Consider the following 22,348-nt stretch of genomic DNA (forward strand, 5'->3'; position numbering starts at 1 on the left):
CACGCCGGATGGCGTATCGGACGTTGGGACACCTGGTCGTTGACTGTTCTTTCCTGTAGGGGCAGGGAAAACCCGGCCTCTTGGATGTCCCGCGTGTATCCGGGACGCTAAATTCCCGCGACGGACTTCGCGTTTCACAAGGTCGGCGTACCGCCATCCGGTTCCTGTGAGCGGAAACCCTACTGTCGAGTATTGACGTGAAGCCTCGCCTGCGTTTAAGTACGCCCGGTAACCAAGTCACTCTTCCGTGTGCCGGAGGCTTCCCGTGGGTAAGTCGATTCGTGGCGCCGATGCCTCAACGTTGACCGGTACGGCGGATCTGCTCATCGCGATGCACCCTCATCGTGTGCCGTCCGCGCGGTTCACCGCGGCGGCGACGAGGGCCGGTGCGCTCGGCGTCCTGGACCTGACCAGCGGAAACCGGACGGCCCGCGAAGAACTCGACCTGGCGGAGGACTTGCTCGCGACCGGCTTCGGCGTCCGTGTCGCGGGACCGGTCGACCTTCCTTCCGCGGTGCACACGGTTCTGCTCGCCGCGGGCACGCCGCTGTCCACTGTGGACTTCGCGAGCCGTCGGACGCTCGTCGAAGTCACGAGCCGGGACGAAGCCGTGCGAGCGGTCGCCGCCGGTGCGGACGGGCTCGTCGCGCGTGGCCACGAGGCGGGCGGCAAGGTCGGCGAACTCGGCACCTTCGTGTTCCTGCAGCAATTGCTGGCCGATCCGGCGATCGGCGTCCCTGTCTGGGCGTACGGCGGGATCGGCGCGCACACCGCGGCCGCCGCCGTGGCCGGAGGCGCCGCCGGTGTCGTCCTCGACACGGCGTTCGCGCTGCTCCCCGAAGCGGAACTCCCGTCGGACGTCACGAGGGCACTGGAAGGCCTCGACGGTTCCGAGGCCATTGTGGACGGTGGAGTGCGGCGCCTCCGTCGACGGCCGGTGGAAGCGGGGCAGGACGCCTTCCTGCCCGAGCGGTTCCGCGACCGCTGGGGAACCCTCCCGGCCGCGATCCACGGTGTTCGCGCGTCGATCGCCGAGGGGCTCGCCGCTTCCGGCGACCCGTTGCCGCTCGCGCAGGGACCGATGACCCGGGTCAGCGACCAGCCCGAATTCGCGCGGGCCGTCGCCGCCGGGGGAGCGCTGCCGTTCCTGGCGCTGGCGTTGTCCGGGGCCGCGCGGACCCGCGAGATGCTCGAAGCGACCAAGTCGGCGTTGGGGGACGCACCCTGGGGCGTCGGCGTGCTCGGCTTCGCGGCCGAGGACGTCCGTGCCGCGCAGCTCGAGGTGATCCGCGAGATTCGGCCGAGCCACGCCATCATCGCCGGCGGCCGTCCGGCGCAGGCGAAGGCGCTGGAAGAGGCAGGCATATCGACGTTCCTGCACGTCCCGTCGCCGGGTTTGCTGCGCCAGTTCCTCGAAGCGGGCGCGCGCAAATTCGTCTTCGAAGGTGCCGAATGTGGTGGGCATGTCGGGCCGAGGGCGAGTTTTCCCTTGTGGGAAGCCCAGATCGACGTGCTCCTTGAGTACGCGGCAGAGGTCGAGGTGTACTTCGCCGGTGGCATCCACGACGAACGCTCGGCCGCGATGGTCACCGCCGCCGCGGCCCCGCTGACCCGGCTCGGCGCGACGGTCGGCCTGCTGATGGGCACCGCGTATCTGTTCACCGAGGAGGCCGTCCGGGCGGGCGCCGTCCTGCCGTTGTACCAGCGCCAGGTCGTCGAAGCCGCGCGCACCGACCTGCTGGAGACCGCGCCGGGACACGCGACACGGTGCGTGCGTTCGGCGTTCACCACCGAATACGCGGAACTCAAACGCGCGCTGAAGGACGTGCCCGATCGCGAGGCCTGGGAACGGCTGGAGAAGCTCAACGTCGGACGGCTTCGCCTGGCGAGCAAGGGAATCGAGCGGGTCGGGGACGCGCTCAACCCGGTCGGTGAGGATCGGCAGCTCGCCGAAGGCATGTTCATGGCGGGCGATGTCGCCGTGCTGCGGTCCGAGGTCACGACGATCGCCCGGTTGCACGAGGCCGTCGGCCCCGGGGCCCAGGCGTTCCTCGCCGCCCGCGCCGCCGAACTGCTGAGCGTCCCGGCCGACGAGCCCGAGCCGGCACCGCTCGACGTCGCCATCGTGGGGATGGCCGGGGTCTTCCCGCAGGCCGGGGATCTCGCCGCGTTCTGGGCGAACATCCTGTCCGGAGCGGACTCCGTCACCGAGGTCCCGGCCCGGCGCTGGGATCCGGCGCTCTACTACGCGCCCGGCGGCGATGGCGAGAAGACGCCGTCACGCTGGGGCGGTTTCCTGCCGGAGATCCCGTTCGACCCGCTCGACCACGGCATCCCGCCCGCGTCGCTCGCGAGTATCGAACCGGTCCAGCTGCTGGCGCTGGAAGTGTCGCGGCGGGCGCTCGCCGACGCCGGATACGCCGAACGCGATTTCGACCGGTCCCGCACGTCGGTGGTCTTCGGCGCGGAAGCCGGGAGCGACCTGTCCAACGCGATGACTCTGCGGACCGTGCTGCCGTCCTACCTCGGCGAACTCCCGGCCGACCTCGACCGCCAGTTGCCGCGCCTGACCGAGGACTCGTTCCCCGGCGTGCTCGCGAACGTCATCGCGGGCCGGGTCGCGAACCGGCTCGACCTCGGCGGCGCGAACTACACGGTCGACGCGGCGTGCGCCTCGTCGCTGACCGCCGTCGACGTCGCCTGCAAGGAACTTGTCAGCGGCACCAGCGACCTCGTCCTGTGCGGCGGCGCCGACCTGCACAACGGCATCAACGACTACCTGCTGTTCTCCTCGGTCCACGCGCTTTCGCCGTCCGGCCGCTCGGCCACCTTCGACAGCGACGCGGACGGGATCGCGCTGGGCGAGGGTGTCGCGTGCGTCGTCCTGAAACGGCTGGCGGACGCCGAACGCGACGGCGACCGCGTCTACGCCGTCATCAAGGGCGTCGGCAGTGCCAGCGACGGGCGGGCACTCGGGCTCACCGCGCCCCGGCCGGAAGGGCAGCACAACGCGCTGACCAGGGCGTACCGCAACGCCGGGATCTCACCGTCGCGGGTCGGGCTCGTCGAAGCCCACGGCACCGGCACCGTCGTCGGCGACCGCACCGAACTCACCACCCTGACCGAGGTGTTCACCGAAGCGGGCGCCGAACCCGGCCGGTGCGCGCTCGGCTCGGTGAAATCCCAGATCGGGCACACGAAATGCGCCGCCGGGCTGGCCGGGTTGATCAAGGCGAGCCTCGCGCTGCACACCGGCGTCAAACCGCCGACGCTGCACCTGGCGAAGCCGAATCCGGCGTGGGACCCGGCGACCAGCCCGTTCGCGTTCCACACCGAGGCCCGGCCGTGGGCCGAGACCGAACGCGTCGCCGGAGTGAGCGCGTTCGGGTTCGGCGGCACGAACTTCCACGTCGTCCTCGCCGCGCACGAAGGCGCCGTCCCACCCGCGAAAACCCTCGATGATTGGCCTGCCGAGCTCTTCCTGTTCGCGGGAGACAAGGACGCGCAGGATCTCCTGGCCGCCACGGGACAGGGTCGGCGGCTGCGTGATCTGGCGTTCGCCGCGTCCCGCCGGGCGGAAACCCGGGACGGACGGCCGAGGTTCGCCATTCTGGCGTCCACTGTGGACGAACTGGCCGGGTTGCTCCGCCGCGCCATCGCGGGGGAGCGGGACGAGGACGCGGGTATCTTCGCCGCCGACGACGACGCGCCGGTGGGCGAGATCGCGTTCCTCTTCCCTGGGCAGGGCAGCCAGCGGCCGGGGATGTTCGCGGAGCTGTTCGTCGCGTTCCCCGAACTGCGGCGCTACCTCGCGCGTGCCGGGACCACGATCGACGTCCTGTTCCCGCCCACCGCGTTCGACGAGGCCGGACGCGAGGCCCAACGTGCCCGGCTGACCGATACCCGGGCCGCGCAACCCGCGCTCGGCATCGTGGGGCTCGCCGCGCACCACCTGCTGGGTACGGCCGGGGTCCGGCCCTCGATGGTGGCAGGTCACAGCTACGGCGAACTCGTCGCGCTGACCGTCGCCGGTGCGTTGAGTTCGGCTTCGCTGCTGGACCTCAGCCGCGCGCGGGCGGAGGCGATCCTCGGCGCGACCGGCACCGGCGACCCGGGAACGATGGCGGCCGTCGCCGCGAATCCGGCCGACGTCGAAGAGGTGCTCGCCGCCGGGGGCCTGACCGGGACCGTCGTCACCGCCAACCGGAATTCGCCGAAACAGACGGTGATCTCCGGGCCGACGGACGCCGTCGGTGTGGCGGTGGACCGGCTACGCGACCGCGGGATCGGCGCGAAATCCCTTCCGGTCGCGTGCGCGTTCCACAGCCCGTTGGTCGCCTCGGCGGAGGCGGAGTTCGCCCGCGTGCTCGGCACCGTCGCGGTCAGGGCACCGGAGATCCCGGTGTGGGCCAACGCGACCGCCGCGCCCTACCCGTCCACTCCGGACGGGATCCGCGCCGGGCTGGCCACGCAGATCGGCGCGCCGGTGCGGTTCGCCGACCAGATCGAGGCCATGTACGCGGCGGGCGCCCGGACGTTCGTCGAAGCGGGCCCCGGCTCGGTCCTCGCCCGGCTCGTCGATGCCGTGCTCGACGGCCGTCCACATCGGACGGTCACTCTCGAAGGCGGCCGCCGCACCGGGATCCCCGGCTTCCTCGCCGCCTTGGCGAGGCTGGCGGTCGCCGGCGCGGACGTCCGCACCGGCCGGTTGTTCACCGGCCGCGCGGGCACGGACGCGCTGTCCGCACGGCCGCCGAAGAAGGCGGGATGGACCGTCGACGGACACCTCGTCCGCACCGCCGACGGCGAGATCCCCGCCACCGCCCTGCACCCAGCCCAGCGAATCCCCACGGAGGCGATCGTGACTTCCCGGCCCGGCACCGACGGCGGTGAGGCGCTCATCTCGGAGTTCCTCCGCACCAGCCGCGAGATGATCGCCGCGCAACGGGACGTCCTGCTCGGCTACCTCGGCACCGATACCGGTGTGCCGCCGCCCGCGCCCGTCGTCGTTCCTTCGTTACCCGAGCCCGTGCGCGTCGAGGGCGCGCCCGAACGCTCGATCTTCGACACCGTCGTCGAGGTGATCGGCGAGCGGACCGGCTATCCGGTGGACATGATCGAGCCGGATCTGGACCTCGAAGCCGATCTGAGCGTCGATTCGATCAAACGGGCCGAGATCGCCGGGGAACTCGCGGCCCGGCTGGGCCTGACCGAAGGCGATCCCGAGGTCCTCGCCAAGGCCAGGACGGCGGCCGAACTCGCCGATCTGCTCGGCGGCGTTCCCGCCGGTGACCAGCCCGCCGAAGAGAGCGGTGCCGTCGTGGTGGCGCCGAAGCGCTACCTGATGCGGGAGTTCGATCTCACCGGCGCCGCTCCCGCCGACGAGGAACTCGCCGGGCTCCGTTTCGCCGTCGTCGGCGAAGGGCAGGTCGCCGAGATGCTCACCGCCCGGCTCGCGGGGTACGGCGCCGAAACCGAACTGGTCCAAGGCGTACCGGAGCACGGCGCGGACGGTGTGTTCCACCTGTCACCGTCGTTCCCCGACGACTTTCCTTTGTACCAAGCGGTCTTGGCGCGAGGTCCGCGCTGGCTCATCGCGAACGGCCCCGCCGACGGTGCCCGCGGTTTCTTCCGTACGGTGGCCAGGGAGTATCCGGACACGGTCGCCCGCGTGGTGGAGCAGCATCCGGAATCCACTGTGGACGAACAGGTGGAGACCCTGCTCGCCGAGCTGTCCGCCGGGGACTGGGAGCCGGTCGTCGTCCGCCGCGGTGGCGCGCGGCGTGGTCTGCGGATGACGGAGGAAGGCCTCGGTCTGCTCGGCAGCACGGGCGCAGGTCCGGCCGGGGACGGAACGGCCGAGGCCGAAGCGCTCGGCCTGGACCGGGATTCGGTCGTTCTCCTGGTCGGCGGGGCGAAGGGCATCACGGCCCGGCTGGCCACCACGCTGGCCTCGGCGTCGCGGTGCCGTATCGAACTGTTCGGCCGCACCGCCGTGCCCATCGACGGCGAGGAACCGGAAATCGCGACCGCGACGACGACGGAAGGGCTGCGTGCCGCCCTGATCGGGAGCGGACTGACCAAACCGGCGGAGATCGAGCGGACCATCCGGCTCATCGAGTCCGAACGCGAGGTCCGCGGAACGCTGCGGCGGATCGGCGACCTCGGCAGCCCGGTGCGGTACCACTCGGTGGACATGCTCGACGCGGAGGCCGTGCACCGCGCGGTCAAGGAGATCCACGCCGAACACGGCAGGCTCGACGGCATCGTCTACGCGGCGGGCGTCATCGAGGACAAGCTGATCGCCGAGAAGGACCCGGCGTCCTTCGACCGGGTCTTCGCCACCAAGGTCGAAGGGGCGAGCACCCTGCTCGCGGCGGCCGGTGAATTGCCGGAGGCGCCGAAGTTCGCCGTCCTCTTCGGCAGTATCGCCGCGACACTGGGAAACCGTGGCCAGTCCGACTACGCGGCCGCGAACGACGCGCTGGAGACGCTCGGTCATCGCTGGTCCACTGTGTACGGACGTCGTGGGCTCACCGTCCATTGGGGACCGTGGGCGCCCACCGGGGTGAACAACGGGATGGTCACCCCGGACCTGATGCGGGACTACGCCCGGCGCGGGATCGAGCTGATCGACCCCGAGGAAGGCACCTTGAGCCTGCTGCGCGAGCTGGCGTGGGGCGACGCGGGTCTCACGTCCGTCACCTACACCGCGTCGGGGTGGTGACCGGTGGCCGAAACGCCCCCGATCGCGATCGTCGGGATGTCGGTGCTGTTCCCGGGCGCCCCCGATCTCGACACCTACTGGCGCAACATCGTCGACGGCGTCGACGCGATCACCGAAGTCCCGGCCGACCGCTGGGATCCGGGGTTCTACCAGCCCGACGCCGAACCACGGGCGGACCGGATCTACTGCCACCGCGGTGGTTTCGTCGGTGAACTGGCCGAAGTGGACGTCACCGGCTTCGGCGTGATGCCGTCGTCGGTCCCCGGCACCGAACCCGACCAGCTGATCGCACTGCGGGTGGCCGCGCAGGCCATCGCCGACGCGGGCGGGGAGCACCGGCTGCCCGCCGACCGGCAGCGGACCGGCGTCATCCTCGGCCGCGGCGGTTATCTGACGCCCGGTCTGGTGCGGCTCGATCAGCGGGTGCGCACGGCCACTCAGGTCGTCCGCACCCTCGGCGAACTGATGCCCGAACTCGGCGGCGAGCGGCTGGAGGAACTCCGCCGGGCCTTCACCGATCGGCTCGGTCCCGAGGCTCCCGACGCCGCGATCGGGCTCGTGCCCAACCTCGCCGCGTCGCGGCTGGCGAACCGGCTCGACCTGCGCGGACCCGCGTACACGGTGGACGCCGCCTGCGCCTCCTCGCTCGTCGCCGTCGACCACGCCGTCCGCGAACTGGCGAGCGGGCGGTGTGACGTCGTGCTGGCCGGTGGCGTGCACCATTGCCACGACGTCACGTTCTGGAGTGTGTTCTCCCAGCTCGGCGCGCTGTCGCGGAGCCAGCGGATCCGGCCGTTCCACGAGGACGCGGACGGGGTGCTGATCGGCGAGGGTACCGGGATCGTCGTGCTCAAACGGCTCGCGGACGCCGAACGGGACGGCGACCGGGTCTACGCCGTCGTCACCGGGACCGGCGTGGCCAGCGACGGCCGGACCGCCGGACTGTCCACTCCGGACACCGCCGGTCAGGTCCGCGCGGTGCGGCAGGCCTGGAACGCCGCGGGGATCGATCCCGCCACGATCGGCCTGCTCGAAGCGCACGGCACCGCGACGCCGGCGGGCGACGCGGCCGAACTGGCGACGATCGCGGAGGTCTTCGGGCAGGAGGACGAGCCGACGGCGGTGCTCGGCTCGGTCAAGTCGATGATCGGGCACACCATGCCCGCGGCGGGCGTCGCCGGACTCGTCAAGGCCGCTTTGGCCGTGTACCACGGAGTCCTGCCGCCGACCCTGCACTGCGAGAACCCGCATCCGGCGCTGGCGGCGACCCGGTTCGAGACGCTCGGTGCCGCGAAGACGTGGGAGACCGACGACCGGCGGCCGGTGCGGCGGGCCGGGGTCAACGCGTTCGGTTTCGGCGGGATCAACGCCCACGTGGTCCTGGAGCAGGCCGCGACCCGGCCCGTCATCGAGGTCTCCGAGCCCGAACGGGTCCTGCGGCTCTCGGCGCCGACCGTCGCCGAGATGGGCTGCCTGCTCGATCACGACGACGTCCTGAGCGAGAGTGACACCGGTCGCGGCCGGGTCCGGCTCGGGCTCGTCGACCCGACGCCCAAGCGGCTGAACCTGGCCAGGAAAGTGGTCGCGAAGGGCAGACCCTGGCGCGGCCGCAACGACCTCTGGTTCGTCCCGGAACCGCTGCTCGGCGGGGGCGGGGGCAAGCTCGCGTTCGTCTTCCCCGGGCTGGAGAACGAATTCGAGGCCGACGCCGACGACATCGCCCGGCATTTCGGTATCCGCTGGGAAACGCCGGACGTCACCATCGGCGACGTCGGCAGGCACGGCAAGGGCGTGTTCCAGCTGGGCAGGCTCCTCGACACGTCGTTGCGCTCACTGCGCGTCACCCCGGACGCGCTCGCCGGGCACAGCCTGGGGGAGTGGACCGCCATGGCCGTCGCCGGGATCCATGCCGACACCGAGGTGGACGCCTTCCTGGCCGGCTTCGATCCGGACGCGCTCAAGGTACCGGGGCTGGCCTTCGCGGTGATCGGCGCGGCCGCGCCCGTGGTCACCGAAGTCCTCAAAGGACAGTCCGAAGTGGTCCTTTCCCACGACAACGCGCCCAATCAGGCGATGATCTGCGGGCCGTCGGAGCTCGTCGACGGGTTCGTGCGCGGGTTCCGCGCGGACGGCGTGATCTCTCAGGTGCTGCCGTTCCGGTCCGGCTTCCACACGCCGATGCTCGCCCCGTATCTCGGCCCGATCCGTGAGGCCGCCGAACGCTACACACTGCATCCGGCGAAGCTCCCGGTCTGGTCCGCCACGACCGGGAAGCCCTACCCGGCGGCCGCCGCGGAAGTACGGGACCTGTTCGTCCGGCACCTGCTGGAACCGGTGCGGTTCCGCGGTCTCGTGGAGAACCTGTACGCGGCCGGATTCCGCGCGTTCGTGCAGACGGGCGCCGGACAGCTCGGGTCGCTGATCGGGAACACCTTGCACGACCGCGAACATCTCGTCGTCGCCGCGCATTCCACGCACCGGCCCGGTCTTCCGCAGCTGCTGAGGACCGCGACGGCCTTGTGGGCCGACGGCGCCGATCCGGCGTTCGAACTCCTGCCGGGACAACGCGGCGCGAAACGCGGCCGGACGATCCGGCTCGACCTCGGCGGCGCGCTCGTGTCGCTCGACGAACGTGTCCGGCACGGGTTCCGCCCGTCGGGGGCCGGTACGTCCACTTTGGACAAGATCGGGCAACGGAACCCGCTGGCAGCCGAATTCTCCGGGTTGCTGGCCGACACCGCCGGTCTGGCGGCCGAACTGTTCGCCGCCAGGCCGGCGCCCCGGATCCGGCCGTCGCGCACCGAACTCCGCGTCTCCGTCGAGACGATGCCGTATCTGCTCGACCACTGCTTCTTCAAGCAGCCACCCGGTGCGGATCCCGCCGACTCGTGGCCGGTCGTCCCCGCGACGACGGTGATCGGGCACCTGATGGACTTCGCCGAGCAGGCCGCGCCGGGCCGTCGCGCGGTCGCGCTGGAGGACGTCCGGCTGAACCAGTGGATCGCCGCGATCCCCGCGCTGGACGTCCCGGTGACCGTGGTGCCGCAAGGCCCTTCCCGGGTCGGGGTCTCCCTCGGCGACTACTCCAGGGCCGTCATCGATCTGGACGCCGCGTTCCCCGCCGGCCCGCCCGGGCCGTGGACGTTCCCGGCCGCGCGGGAACGGAAGCCGGACTTGCGCGCCGAGCAGCTCTACACCGAGCGCTGGATGTTCCACGGGCCGAGGTTCCAGGGCGTCGAGGAGCTGGTCGCGGTCGGGGATCGCCATGTGCGCGGCGTGCTGCGGACCCCGGACGCGCCGGGGGCGCTGCTGGACAACGCAGGTCAGCTGCTCGGGTACTGGATCATGTCGCGGCTGCCCGCCAGGACCACGGTTTTCCCGGTGGGGATGCGGCGGATCCGGTTCTACGGCGAACATCCGTTGCCGGGGGACCGGGTCGACTGCGTCGTCCGCATCGCGTCGGTGACCGATGCGGAACTCGAAGCAGACGTCCAGCTGATCCACGGTGGCCGGGTCTGGGCCGAGGTCGAGGGCTGGCGTGATCGCCGGTTCGACAGCAACCCGGTGATCCGGGCGATGGACCGGCGGCCCGAGCGGGCCACGCTGTCCGAGGCACGCCCCGGCGGCTGGGCGCTGGTCCGCGAGCAGTGGCCGGATCTCGCCACGCGCGAGCTGATCATGCGGAACGTGCTCGCCGGGGAGGAAAGACAGGCGTACGCAGGCCAGTCGCCGCGCCGGAGACGGGCCTGGCTGCTCGGCCGGATCGCGGCGAAGGACGCCGTCCGGCGTCTCTTGTGGACAGACGGCGCGGGCGACATCTTCCCCGCCGAACTGCGGATCGGGAACGACTCGTCGGGGGCGCCGACCGTGTCGGGCGCCTACGGGAGAAGCCTGCCGGAGCTCACCGTCTCGATCGCCCACCGGGACGCGCTCGGCGTCGCCATCGCCCGCCGAGGGCCTTGCGGGATCGACATCGAAGCCGTCGAAGACCGGCCGGAGAGCACGGTCGCCGCTGCTCTCGGCCCGGCGGAACGTGCCCTGCTCGGCGAGCCGGAAGCGGTGTGGTTCACCAGATTCTGGGCCGCCAAGGAGGCCGTCGCGAAACGGCTCCGCACCGGCCTGCGCGGTGATCCGCGCGCTTTCACCGTCGTCGGCGCGGACGACGGGCGGCTCACCGTGGAGGTGGGCGGTGCCCGGTATCCGGTGTGGCACACCACGATCACCACACCGCTGACGGATTACGTCGTGGCTTGGACGGAGAACGAAGAATGACCACCGAAACCGCGGCGGCCGGGACCGTACTGGCCGACCTCACCGTGATGCTGCGCGAACTGCTCGAGGAGTACGGACTGGACGACGCCGAGATCGGCCGGGACACGAAGTTCCACGACGACCTCGAACTGGAGAGCATCGACCTCGTGACGCTGTCCGGCCGGCTGCGCGACCACTACGGCGACAGGGTCAACTTCGCCGAGTTCATCGCGGAACGCGAACTGGACGAGATCATCGCGCTGACCGTCGGCGAACTGGTCGACCACGTGGTCGCGTCCCTGGCAGGGAAGGCCTGAGCATGGCGAAGGTCAAGGTCGGCGACCTCGACGTCCACGTGCAGCGGCTGGGTCCCTCGGACGGCACGGCGCCGGTCGTGGTGTTCGTCCACGGCCTCCTCACCGACAGCCTGGCGAGCTACTACTTCACGCTCGGACCCGCCTTCGCCGCGCAAGGCATCGACGTCGTCATGTACGACCTTCGCGGGCACGGCCGCACGACGCGGCCCGCCACCGGCTACCGGCTGGAGGAGTTCGTCGCCGACCTCGATGGCCTGCTGACCGCGCTCGGGATCGACCGGCCGGTGCACGTGGCCGGGAACTCGTTCGGCGGCTCGATCGCCTTCGGGCTCGCGGCTTCGCGTCCCGAACGCGTCGCGAGCGTCGTCGCCATCGAAGCGGAGCCACCGGTACGGGCGTGGGTCGGGCACATGGCCGAAGGGCTCGCCGACGCGAAGAACCGGCTCGCGCACGACGAGGTGATCGGCTGGATCGCCGAGAACCACGGGGCGCACACCGCGAGGCTGTCGAAATCCGCGTACAAGATCCTCGCGGCCACCACGCTGGCGGAGGACATCCCGCTGAGCCGGACCATCGACGACGACCTCGGGGCCGTCCGCTGCCCGGTGTTCGCGCTGTTCGGCGACCGGTCGGGGCTCTCGGCGCAGGTCCCGGACCTGGAGGCGAACCTCGGCCGCTGCCGCACCGTCGTCCTGCCGGACCAGGGACATTCGGTGCTCGTCGAGCGCACCGCGGAGACGTCGGAACTGATCCTGGGCTGGGTCCGCGAACACTCGTGTGAAACGGCGGCCTGAGTGGGCAGATTCCTCTTCGTCACCCCGCCGCTGACCGGGCATGTGAACCCCGCTGTCGGGGTCGCGGCGGCCCTCACCGCGCGCGGGCACGAGGTCGCCTGGGCGGGGCGGCCGGAGGTCATCCGGCGGCTCGCCGGCGACGGCGCCAAGGTGTTCCCGTGCGCCGTCCCGCGTCGCCTGCCCGAACGCGACGCGAGCCTCAAGGGACCGGCGGCGTTCCGGTTCCTGTGGGAGGAGTTCCTGATCCCGCTGGCCGAGGCGATGGCGCCCGGGGTCCGCGCCGCGATCGGCCGGTTCCGCCCGCAGGTGGTGGTGGCCGACCAGCAGGCCATCGCGGGCGGTCTCGTCGCCGACGGGCTCGGCCTGCCGTGGGTCACCTCCGCGACGACGTCCGCGGAACTCGTCGATCCCCTGGCCGGGCTCCCCAAGGTGGCGGCCTGGCTCGACGACCTCCTCGACGGCCTGCGCGCGCGGATCGACGGCGGCCCCGCCGATCCCCGGATGTCGCCGCACGGCGTGCTCGCGTTCACCACCCGGGAACTGCTCGGCCCGGCCGCGCTGCCGAGCCGGGTCCGGCTGGTCGGGCCGTCCATCGGCGGGCGCGCGTCCACCGGCGGCTTCCCGTGGGACCGGCTCGACCCGGCGGTGCCCGCCGTGTTCGTCACGCTCGGCACCGCGAACGCCGACGCCGCCGGGAACTTCCTCCGCGCGGCCGCCCGGGGACTCTCCGACGTCGACGGGATCCAGACCGTCATCGCCGATCCAGGCGATGCCGTGGGACCGGTGGGGGACACGGTGCTCGTGGTGCCACAGGTGCCCCAGATGGCACTTCTGGCCCGCGTGGACGCCGTCGTCTGCCACGGCGGGCACAACACCGTCTGCGAAAGCCTGTGGCACGGGGTGCCGCTCGTGGTCGCGCCGATCCGGGACGACCAGCCGATCATCGCCGGCCAGGTCGTCGACGCGGGCGCCGGTGTCCGGCTGCGGTTCGGCAAGGCGAAACCCGACCGGATCGCGGCCGCCGTGACGAAGGTGCTGGGCGATCCGGGGTACCGGTCGGCCGCCGAGAAGGTGGGCGCCTCGTTCCGGGAGGCGGGCGGGGCCGCGACGGCGGCGGACCACCTGGAGGCTCTGCTCGGCTAGGAGATCGCGGCCGAGACCTCGTGCAGCAACCGTCCGGCCTCCTCACCCCAGCGGGAGACGATGACGAGGTCGCGTTCGGGATCGACCCACAGCAGGTGCCTGCCGCCGTTCCCGCGGGCACACCGGCCACTCGGCGGAGCGGCAGGGAAGACCCGCCGACGGTCGTTGAGCCACCAGAGGTAGCCGTAATCCGGGTTGTGGTCGCACGGGCTCCAGGTGCGATCGATCCACTCGCGGCTGAGCAGACGGCGGCCGTGGTGCTCGCCGTCGCGAAGGTAGAGCAGGCCGAGCAGGGCGAGGTCGTGGGCGGAGATCCACAGGCCGCCTCCCCAGTGCGCTCCGCCGCTGACGACGGGAACGGCTTCGCCGTCGATGTGGGTCGTCGCGCCGCGGTAGCCGTGCCACGACCAGGTGCCGGACGCGCCCATCGGCCCGAGGACGCGGTCCCGCAACACCGAGGGCAGCGGCCGGCCGAACAGGCGGGTGAGGGCGAGGCAGAGCAGGTTCACCCGGACGTCGTTGTACGCCCACCCGGCGCCCGGCGGGGCGTCCGGCGGCGCGCTGCCCGGACCGAGGCTCCCGGCGTCCGCCCACGCCGGTTTGCCCCAGAGTTCACCGTCCCATTGACTGGTCTGCTGCAGCAGGTGGTGCCAGGTGATCGCGCTCGGGCCGTCCAGCTCGGGCATGTCGAGGGTGTCGGTCACCGGCTGGTGGACTTCCGGGATCAGGCCGGCGTCGAAAGCGAGGCCCGCGACGGTCGACACGACACTTTTGGTGGCGCTGAACGCCATTTCCGGCACATCGGGAGCACCCCAGGACGCGACGCGTTTCCCACGATGGACGACCACCCCGCTCGCCCCGGAACCGGGCAGCACCGGCCCGATCACCTCGCGGTGGGAAACATCGGCCACCTGAGATTCCAGATAGCGGTCCATGTCCTCGATACCCGGCGTGACCCGCGTCTGCTGTGCCGCCGCGGCGGCACGGACTGCGGCGAGATTCATCGGAAGCCCCCTTCACTCACGGTGGCCAGGGTCCTCTACTCGGCTAGCCCTTGAAAAGCCCGCGTGTAGGGACTCTCCTGGAGGGGTACCAGCCTTCAGAAGGTGTGTCCTCGTGCTGGGAGTAGCCATGACCGCCGTGAAGCCCTCTCCGCGTCCGGAGGCAGTCCGCTTCGGCGGGCGGATCCGTGCCCCCAAGGGGAGTGTCTTCCTCAGCGTCGTCCGCACCACCGACCACAAGACGATCGGCGTGCTCTACCTGAGCACCTCGTTCGCGTTCTTCCTCATCGGCGGCTTCATGGCGCTCCTGATGCGCGGCGAACTGGGCAGGCCGGGCATGCAGTTCCTGTCGCAGGAGCAGTACAACCAGCTGTTCACCATGCACGGCCTGATCATGCTGCTGCTGTACGCGACCCCGAACCTCTTCGCCTTCGCCAACTACATTCTCCCGCTGCAGATCGGGTCACCGGACGTCGCCTTCCCGCGGCTGAACGCGTTCTCGTACTGGCTTTACCTCTTCGGCGGGCTGATGGTGCTCAGCTCGTTCCTGACGCCGAGCGGCGCGCCCGACTTCGGGTGGACGATGTACACGCCGCTGTCCAACGCCGCGCACACGCCGGGCGTCGGCGCCGATCTGGTGATCATGGGCCTGATCGTGTCCGGGCTCGGGACGATCCTCGGCGCGGTCAACATGGTCACCACGATCCTCTGCCTGCGCGCGCCGGGGATGACCATGTGGCGGCTGCCGTTGTTCACTTGGAACATCCTGTTCACCACCATCCTGATCCTTGCCGTCTTCCCGATCCTCACCGCGGCGCTGTTCGGGCTGGAGGCGGACCGGCGGCTCGGCGCGCACGTCTTCGATCCGGCCAACGGCGGGGCGATCCTGTTCCAGCACCTGTTCTGGTTCTTCGGGCATCCCGAGGTGTACATCGTCGCGTTGCCGTATTTCGGCATCATCACCGAGATCGTGCCGGTGTTCAGCCGGAAACCGTTGTTCGGCTACAAACTCATGGTGTTCGCGACGATCGCGATCACCGCGCTGTCGTTCGCCGTGTGGGCGCACCACATGTTCGCCACCGGCGCGGTGCTGCTGCCGTTCTTCTCCATCATGACCTTCCTGATCGCGGTGCCGACCGGGATCAAGTTCTTCAACTGGATCGGCACCATGTGGAAGGGGCAGCTCACCTTCGAGTCGCCGATGCTGTGGTCGATCGGGTTCATGGTGACGTTCCTGCTCGGCGGGCTGACCGGGATCATCCTCGCCGCGCCGCCGCTGGACTTCCACATCCACGACACCTACTTCGTGGTGGCGCATTTCCATTACGTGCTGTTCGGCACCATCGTGTTCGCCACCTTCGCCGGGATCTACTTCTGGTTCCCCAAGATGACCGGGCGGATGCTCGACGAGCGGCTCGCGAAGCTCCATTTCTGGACCACGTTCATCGGCTTCCACATGACGTTCCTCGTCCAGCACTGGCTCGGCAACGAAGGAATGCCGCGCCGCTACGCCGACTACCTGAGCACGGACGGTTTCACCCTGTTGCACACCATTTCCACGATCGGCGCGTTCCTGCTGGGCGCGTCGGTGCTGCCGTTCCTCTGGAACGTCGTCCGCAGTTACCGGTTCGGGGAGGTCGTCGAAGTCGACGACCCGTGGGGACACGGGAACTCCCTGGAGTGGGCGACGACCTGTCCGCCGCCCCGGCACAACTTCTTCGATCTGCCGAGGATCCGGTCGGAACGGCCGGCGTTCGAACTCCACTACCCGCACATGGTTCCCCGGCTGCGCGCCGAGGGAAAGGTGAGCCGACCCAGGGAATGAGGTACCGCGCATGATTTCGATGGACGTCGAGGGGATGGCAGTCCTGGCCCCGGAAGCGGCACCGGTGATGCTGCTGCGGGAACGGGAGGGCGAACGCCGCTGGCTGGCGATCACGATCGGCGGCCCGGAGGCCAGCGCGGTGGCGCTCGCGCAGGAACGGATCCGGCTGCCCCGGCCCGGCACGATCGAGCTGATCGGCCAGGTGGTCGAGTCGTTCGGGCACCGGGTCACCGGAGTCCAGGTCACCGCGCTGCGGGACGGCATCTTCTTCGCCGACCTGGTACTCGATTCCGGCATCCGCGTTTCGGCCCGGCCGAGCGACGCGGTCGCGATCGGCTTGCGGGCCGGGGTCGGGATCGAGGTGGCGGACGCGGTGCTGGAGGTCGCTTCGGTGCGGGTCGAGATCGTGGGAGCCGGGCCGGACGCGGAACTGCCGTCGGTGCCCTCCGACCCGGCCGCTCAGGAACGGGAGGTCGAGGAGTTCCGGGCGGCGCTGGACAAGATCGCGCCGGAGGACTTCGGGGATCAGCCGCCCGCCGACTAGCCCTCCGATGCCATGAAAGGTCCTTTCCTTGCAAATTTTGCAAGGAAAGGACCTTTCATGGCACTCGTGAAGGGGACGGCTACTGCTTCGCCAGGCCCGCTTCGATCGCTTCGATGATACGCGGCCGCATCTCGGCGGCGCTGATGATCGCGTCCACCGAACCGACCTTCACCGCGCGCTCGATACTGTGCACGCCGTCGAACTCGGACGCGACCGCGCCCAGCTTCTCGGCCCGCACCGACGACTGGACCTCGGCCAGCTCCGCGGCCAGCGCGGCACGTTCGGCACCCACCGCGCCGCTGAGCTTCTCGGTGAGCGACCGCACCCGCTGATCCGCCGCGGTCCGCGCGTTGACCTCACCGGCGAACACGACCGCCGCGGCGGGCGCCCCGCCGAGCACGGAGGCGAACGAGCCTTCCAGCGCCAGCACCGTCATGTTCGGGTTCAGCGCCTTCGAGAAGACGACGAACGCGCCGCCGTGGTACCGCGAGATCACGGTGAACACGATCGGGCCCTCGAAGTTGACGATCGCCCGGCCGATCTCCGCGCCGTACTCCAGCTGAAGCTTCCGCATCGACTCCGGCGAACCGTCGAAGCCGGACAGGTTCGCGAGCACCACCAGCGGCCGGTTGCCGCTGGCCGCGTTGATCGCTCGCGCCGCCTTCTTCGACGACCGCGGGAACAGCGTGCCCGCGGTGTAGGTGTCCGGGCCGTCGGTGGGCGGGAAGCCGCGGCGCGGCACCGAACGCGACTCGATACCGAGCAGGCACACCGGTCGTCCGCCGAGGTGCACGTCCTGCACGGCCGCGGTCTCCGCGTCGGCCATACCCGGCCAGCGTTCCAGCACCGGGTGGTCCTGATCCGACAGCGCGCGCATCACGGTGCGGATGTCGAACGGCTTCTTGCGGTCCGGGTTGGCCTCCCGCGAGAAGATCTGGCCGACCGTGGTGAAGTCGCTGTCGACGGCCGCGTGCGGGAACGACGAGATGTCCCGGTCGATCGGGTCGTTCGTGACCGCCTTGCGCGGACCGGACTCGTCCGGTGCCACGTAGGTGTGGTCGTAATGCGACATCAGCACGTCGCGCGCCGCGGCGAGGTTCGGCGCCCAGTACTGCGCCTGGCCGTTCGGGCCCATCACACGGTCGTAGCCGCCGATGCCGAAGTTGTCCTCGGCCGAGACGCCGCCGGAGAAGTCGAGGGACTGCTTACCGGTCAGCACCATCGCGGAATCCGGCGTCATCACCAGGATTCCCTTGGTGTGCATGAGCATCGTCGCTTCGGCGTTCCAGTACGGCTGGGCGCCGACGTTGATCCCGGCGACCACGATGTTGATCTCGCCGCCGTCCTGGGTGAAGTGCACGATCCGCTTGAGCGCGGCCGCGACCCAGTCCATGTTCTCGGTACCGGACTCCATCGAGATCCGGGCGCCCGCCGAGAGCGCGTACCACTCCAGCGGGACCCGCAGCCGCTCGGCGAGGTCCAGCGCCGCGATCACCCGCGAGCACTCCGGCTCCGACAGCGCGCCGAGCGCCTTCGTCGGGTCGCCTAGCAGCACCACGCGTTTGACGCCCTCGGGGTGGCGTTCGGTCGGCGTGGTGACCACGCCGGCGACGATCGCCGCCTTGTTGCGGCCCTTCTTCCGGTCGACCGGGACGAGGGTGTTCGTGTCGTCCATGTCGTACTCGGTGAAGGAACCGAGCATCTCGGTCAGCTCGTACGGGTACACGGTGTCGCGGCGACGGGCGCGCAGCACGTTCTGGCGGTAGTCGTCGAGCGGGAGGATCGGCTCGGTGGTGGGCTCGGAAAGCGACATCTGCACGCCGCCGCTCACGTCGTAGCCGATGCGCACGGCGACCTCTTTGACCTCGCCGGTCGCGCGATCGCGCTGCCTGCCGAGGAACTGGACCTCTTCGAGACCCGCGCCCGCCGTCGACGGCTGCACGCGCTGGGCGACCGTGTCGAGCTCTTCGCCGGTGAGCTCACTGGTCGGCCAGACGTACAGCATGATCCGGTTGGTGTCGAAGCGCTTCTTCGGCGGAAGCTTCGCCTGCACCTCGCGGATCGCGTCGAGGCAGCCCGCCAGCGTGCCTTCGACCGCGGGCAGGGCCAGCAGCTTGCCGTCGTTGTCCCGCAACGGGGTCAGGTCGCGGACCTGGGCGAGCGCGACCAGCCGCTGATCCGACGGGTTCATCGGCGAGACGCATTTGAACAGGTAGACGTCCTCGTCACCCGACGGCAGTCGCGTGAGGTCGAAGTTCGCCAGCCGCTGCAACTGCATCCGCTGGGCGATCAGCGGGTGCAGACCGCGGATCAGCCGCTCCTCGCTGAACCCGGTCGAGGACGGGCGGAAGGTGAAGTGGTGGTGCATCACCGCGCCGCCGTGCCCGGCGACCGTGGTGGTGATGCGCCGGATCCGGCTCGGCAGGGCCCCGGAGGTGAGGACCTCGCGCAGCCCCGCGGCCATCGCGTCGTCGTCGGCCGACTCGTCGTCCCACGTCAGGTAGAGGTCCGCCTCGACGTCGGTGTCGGCGGGCAGCTGGGCGGCGAGATCGGCGACCGCCTTGATCGCCCCGGGCAGCCCGGCGCGGTCGACGGCGGTGGTGACCATGTGGAACCGCTCGTTGGCGTCGGCGTAGTCACCGGTGACGAAGGTGCATCCGCCGACGGTCACCTGCTGGACGCCGGAGAGCGCGCGATTGCCGTAGTAGCGGCGGCTCAGCACCTCCAGCAGCGGGCTGTGATCGGTGCCGGGGCGGCCGATCCGCTGCCCGAGCAGGCGGACCAGCGGCTGGGCGCTGGCCAGCATGCTCGCGATCCGCTCGGCGCGGTCCGGCGAATCCGGGTTCAGGTCGAGGTGCCGCAGGTGTTTGCGGACCTCGCTGTACGCCTCGGCGCGGGTGCGGCGCAGCAGCGGCTGGGCGAACCAGCGGAACACGACGCTGCGGGCCAGGTCGCCGACGACCGGGAAGCGGAGCTGGGTGGCGGCGATGAGCTGCTCCAGCGCCTTGCCCGCCGGCTCGCGCATCGACTCGAACGGCTGCGGCTCGGTGAGCCACTGCCGCAGCAGCGCGGTGACGATCGCGACGTCGGACGAGGTGCGCTGCTGGGCGAGGAAGATGCGGAAGACCGCTTCCTCCAGCTCCGGCGTGCGCTCCAGATCCTTGATGCCGTAATGCGCCAGCACCTTCTTGAGCTTGTTCTGGAACGACTCCGACAGCCCGGCGCGTTCGACGTCGAGGCTCTGCAGGTAGGTGTGGAAGAACTCGCGGGCGCTGTGCACCCGGGTGTCCGCCTTGGCGTCCTCGCGCATCGGCTTGTTGCGCATCAGCTCGGACAGGTCGGCGAACACGGTCAGCAGTTCGACCTCGCCCTCCAGCGGGCGGTCGCCGTTGCCCTCCAGTTCGGCGCGGGCGGCCAGGTACGCGCTGAGCGTGCGGCGCTCGTCGTGCGGGTCGACGTCGAAACCGAGCAGGAGACTGCGCAGATCCTGTTGTCCCCGCGTGATCCGCTGGACCGCAGACGTGCCGTCCGGCTCCGCGGGGAGCTCGATCTCGACGCTGCCGGTGTCCTCGGCGACCTCTTCGCCTTCCTCCGCCACGGGTTCGAGCCGCAGCAGGGGAGCGCCGGTCTCGACCTGGCTGCCGACCGAGACGACGCACTCACGCAGCTTCGCGCGGAACGGCGCGCGGAGCACCGTCTCCATCTTCATGCTTTCCAGCACCAGCACGGGTGCGCCTGCCTCGACCTCGGCGCCGACCTCCAGCGGGGTCGCGACGACGAGCGCGGGCGCGGGGGAGCGGACGACGCCGCCCTCGTCCCGGCTGATGCGGTGGGTGATGCCGTCGACCTCGACCAGGTGGATCGGGCCGTGGGTGCCGGTGACCAGGCGGAACCGGGTGCCGTTGACGGTGATCTGGCCGGTGTGCTCGTCGAACCGGTCGACCTCGACGTCGGCGGGGTGGATGTCGCCGCCGCCAGCCGAGACGCCGACGCGGAACCGGCGGTGGCCGATCCTGGCGACGCTCACGCGGTACGCGGCGCCGCGCAGCTTCAGGTCGAGCGGTCGGCCGCTTTCGTGCTGGACCTGCGGACGGCCGCCGTGCGCGGTGGAGAGGAGCCGCTGACGCTCGACGGCTTCCTCGTCCTCGTAGGCCTCGATCGCGGCGGCCGCGAGCGCGATCGCCGAGTGGCGGTGGGTGACCAGCTTGCCTTCGCCGCGGACGCGGTCGATCCAGCCGGTGTCGGCGCTGCCGTCGATCACCTCGGGCTGGTCGAGCAGGTCGAGGACGAAGCTCTTGTTGGTCGCGCCGCCCTCGATGATGACCGTGGTCTGCGCCATCGCGCGGCGCAGACGGCCGAGCGCCTCGTCACGGTCGCGGCCGTAGGCGATGATCTTCGCGATCATCGAGTCGAAGTCGGCCGGGATGGTGTCGCCTTCGCTGACGCCGGTGTCGACGCGGATACCGGGGCCGGCGGGCAGGTCCAGACGGGCGATGCGGCCCGGGGACGGCGCGAAGTCGCGGTCCGGGTCCTCGGCGTTGAGCCGCGCCTCGACGGCGTGGCCGAACTCGGCGGGCTGGACGCCGTCGAGTTTGCCGCCGGAAGCGACGTGCAGCTGGGCCTTGACCAGGTCCATGCCGGTGGTCAGCTCGGTGATCGGGTGCTCGACCTGCAGGCGGGTGTTCACCTCGAGGAACGCGAACAGCTTGTCGCCGGGGTGGTAGAGGAACTCGACCGTTCCGGCGCCGCGGTACTCGACCGCGAGCGCGAGCCGCTCGGCGGACCGCTTCAGCTCGTCGGCCTGCTCGGGGCTCAGGACCGGGGAGGCGGACTCCTCGATGATCTTCTGGTTGCGGCGCTGCACCGAACAGTCACGGACGCCGAGGGCCCATGCGGTGCCCTGGCCGTCGGCGATGACCTGGACCTCGACGTGCCGGGCGCCGGTGACCAGGCGCTCCAGGAAGACGACGCCGCTGCCGAAGGCGCGCTCGGCCTCCAGGCTGGTGCGCTCGTAGGCGTCCTTGAGCTCGTCGGCGGAGGTGATGACGCGGATACCGCGACCGCCGCCGCCGGCGGTCGCCTTGAGCATCAGCGGATAACCGATCTCTGCGGCGGCCTTGATGGCGGCATCAAGATCCGCGACGGCGCCGCGGCTCCAGGGTGCGACGGGCACGCCGACCTCTTCGGCGATCAGCTTCGCGCCGATCTTGTCGCCGAGCTTGCGCATCGCGTCCGCGCTCGGACCGATGAAGGTGACGCCCAGCCGCTCACACAGCTCCGCGAAGGCCGGATCCTCGGCCACGAAACCCCAGCCGACCCAGGCCGCGTCGGCCCCGGTCTCGGTCAGGGCCCGCTCCAGCACGGCGAAATCGAGATACGGGCGCGCCGACGCGGGCCCGAGGTTGTAGCTGATGTCGGCTTCCCGCACGAACGTCGCCGACCGGTCCGCGTCCGTGAAGAGCGCGACGGTCTCGATCCGCCGTCCGGTCTCCGCCGAAAGCTCGCGGACGGCGTGGATGAGCCGCATCGCGGCTTCTCCGCGGTTGACGATGGCGACACGACTGAACACCGACTGAGCCTCCCAAGTGAGCGGCGCCGTCCCGCTGGATCACGCGCGGGACAGTCTCCTGATACCTGTCTAACAGCCTGCCTCTTACCGGCCGGTACGAGAATGTCGCCGGTGGCGCATGCCGGGGGCCGGGGATTGTAGGAACCCGCCAAAAAGTGTCGTGGAACACCTAGGGGT

Annotated in this window: 9 protein-coding genes; 7 read left to right on the forward strand and 2 right to left on the reverse strand. The window is 70.8% G+C overall.

What is annotated here, in order from left to right:
- Positions 1-331 precede the first annotated feature (331 nt).
- The 5 genes from AMK34_RS26155 to AMK34_RS26175 are packed head-to-tail and all read left to right on the forward strand — an operon-like array spanning position 332 to position 13,232.
- A complete protein-coding gene (locus AMK34_RS26155) occupies positions 332-6,727 on the forward strand; it encodes a type I polyketide synthase (protein ID WP_073847198.1) in 6,396 nt (2,131 codons plus the stop codon).
- A gap of 36 nt (positions 6,728-6,763) precedes the next feature.
- Positions 6,764-10,999, forward strand: a complete 4,236-nt coding sequence (locus AMK34_RS26160; RefSeq protein WP_241832868.1) for a beta-ketoacyl synthase N-terminal-like domain-containing protein — start codon at positions 6,764-6,766, stop codon at positions 10,997-10,999.
- Entirely contained in the window at positions 10,996-11,295 is a 300-nt protein-coding gene (locus AMK34_RS26165) for an acyl carrier protein (RefSeq protein ID WP_038515308.1), read from the forward strand. The genes AMK34_RS26160 and AMK34_RS26165 overlap by 4 nt, the downstream gene beginning before the upstream one ends.
- Positions 11,296-11,297: 2 nt before the next feature.
- On the forward strand, positions 11,298-12,089 hold the full coding sequence (locus AMK34_RS26170) for an alpha/beta fold hydrolase (protein WP_073847089.1): 792 nt from the start codon (positions 11,298-11,300) through the stop codon (positions 12,087-12,089).
- Positions 12,090-13,232 carry a glycosyltransferase gene (locus AMK34_RS26175; RefSeq protein ID WP_073847090.1) on the forward strand — a complete coding sequence of 381 codons (1,143 nt, stop codon included), beginning with the start codon at positions 12,090-12,092 and terminating at the stop codon, positions 13,230-13,232.
- On the opposite strand, the gene AMK34_RS26180 is transcribed toward AMK34_RS26175, so the two are convergent.
- Positions 13,229-14,236, reverse strand: coding sequence for a serine hydrolase domain-containing protein (locus AMK34_RS26180; RefSeq protein ID WP_241832853.1), 1,008 nt, complete (start codon positions 14,234-14,236; stop codon positions 13,229-13,231). The genes AMK34_RS26175 and AMK34_RS26180 overlap by 4 nt on opposite strands.
- A gap of 127 nt (positions 14,237-14,363) precedes the next feature.
- Between AMK34_RS26180 and ctaD the strand changes: the two genes are divergently transcribed.
- The gene (gene ctaD / locus AMK34_RS26185; protein ID WP_083649988.1) at positions 14,364-16,058 is read left to right on the forward strand and encodes an aa3-type cytochrome oxidase subunit I; all 1,695 of its coding nucleotides are present in this window, start codon (positions 14,364-14,366) and stop codon (positions 16,056-16,058) included.
- Positions 16,059-16,068: 10 nt separating this feature from the next.
- Positions 16,069-16,602: a bifunctional nuclease family protein gene (locus tag AMK34_RS26190; protein ID WP_073847092.1), complete on the forward strand. Its 534-nt coding sequence runs from the start codon at positions 16,069-16,071 to the stop codon at positions 16,600-16,602.
- A 79-nt stretch (positions 16,603-16,681) separates the two neighbouring features.
- Here the strand turns inward: AMK34_RS26190 and AMK34_RS26195 are convergent, their stop codons facing one another.
- Complete coding sequence (locus AMK34_RS26195) at positions 16,682-22,171, reverse strand: ATP-binding protein (protein ID WP_073847093.1); 5,490 nt, start codon at positions 22,169-22,171, stop codon at positions 16,682-16,684.
- Positions 22,172-22,348 lie beyond the last annotated feature (177 nt).

Origin of the sequence: Amycolatopsis sp. CB00013, from assembly GCF_001905755.1 — a bacterium.
Taxonomy (GTDB): Bacteria; Actinomycetota; Actinomycetes; order Mycobacteriales; family Pseudonocardiaceae; genus Amycolatopsis; species Amycolatopsis japonica.

What these genes read in the sequence shown, in the direction of transcription:
- ctaD (WP_083649988.1), top strand. Translation starts at nt 14,364, where the DNA reads ATGACCGCCGTGAAGCCCTCTCCGCGTCCGGAGGCAGTCCGCTTCGGC.
- AMK34_RS26165 (WP_038515308.1), top strand. Translation starts at nt 10,996, where the DNA reads ATGACCACCGAAACCGCGGCGGCCGGGACCGTACTGGCCGACCTCACC.
- AMK34_RS26160 (WP_241832868.1), top strand. Translation starts at nt 6,764, where the DNA reads ATGTCGGTGCTGTTCCCGGGCGCCCCCGATCTCGACACCTACTGGCGC.
- AMK34_RS26155 (WP_073847198.1), top strand. Translation starts at nt 332, where the DNA reads ATGCACCCTCATCGTGTGCCGTCCGCGCGGTTCACCGCGGCGGCGACG.
- AMK34_RS26170 (WP_073847089.1), top strand. Translation starts at nt 11,298, where the DNA reads ATGGCGAAGGTCAAGGTCGGCGACCTCGACGTCCACGTGCAGCGGCTG.
- AMK34_RS26190 (WP_073847092.1), top strand. Translation starts at nt 16,069, where the DNA reads ATGATTTCGATGGACGTCGAGGGGATGGCAGTCCTGGCCCCGGAAGCG.
- AMK34_RS26180 (WP_241832853.1), bottom strand. Translation starts at nt 14,236, where the DNA reads ATGAATCTCGCCGCAGTCCGTGCCGCCGCGGCGGCACAGCAGACGCGG.